This window comes from Salifodinibacter halophilus (assembly GCA_012999515.1).
GTDB lineage: Bacteria > Pseudomonadota > Gammaproteobacteria > Nevskiales > Salinisphaeraceae > Salifodinibacter > Salifodinibacter halophilus.
On the sequence record JABEEB010000318.1, the window covers coordinates 1 to 265 of the forward strand.

Consider the following 265-nt stretch of genomic DNA (forward strand, 5'->3'; position numbering starts at 1 on the left):
CGGTGACGCACCTCTCGTGAGACCGACCGAGAGACGACGGCCACGCGCCCTCAGATTCGAAGCGGCGTCCACGACCGCGGGCCGTCGTCGAGGCCGCGGACCCGGAACTCGGGGTCGCCGTCGGTGTCGCGCGTCTCGACGAAGCCGTCGAACGGCTGTTTGAGGAGCGCGAGTTCGCGCTCGTCGACGAAGCCGGTGTCGAGCATAAACACGCCCGTAAACCCCGCCGCTGAGATACGACCCGTGATGACGTGCAGGAACTGGA

Annotated in this window: 1 protein-coding gene; it reads right to left on the bottom strand. The window is 67.5% G+C overall.

Annotated elements, in window-relative coordinates; translation table 11 throughout:
* Window positions 1-50 precede the first annotated feature (50 nt).
* A partial coding sequence (locus HKX41_11845; GenBank protein ID NNC24826.1) for a hypothetical protein occupies window positions 51-265 on the bottom strand: 215 nt, incomplete at its 5' end.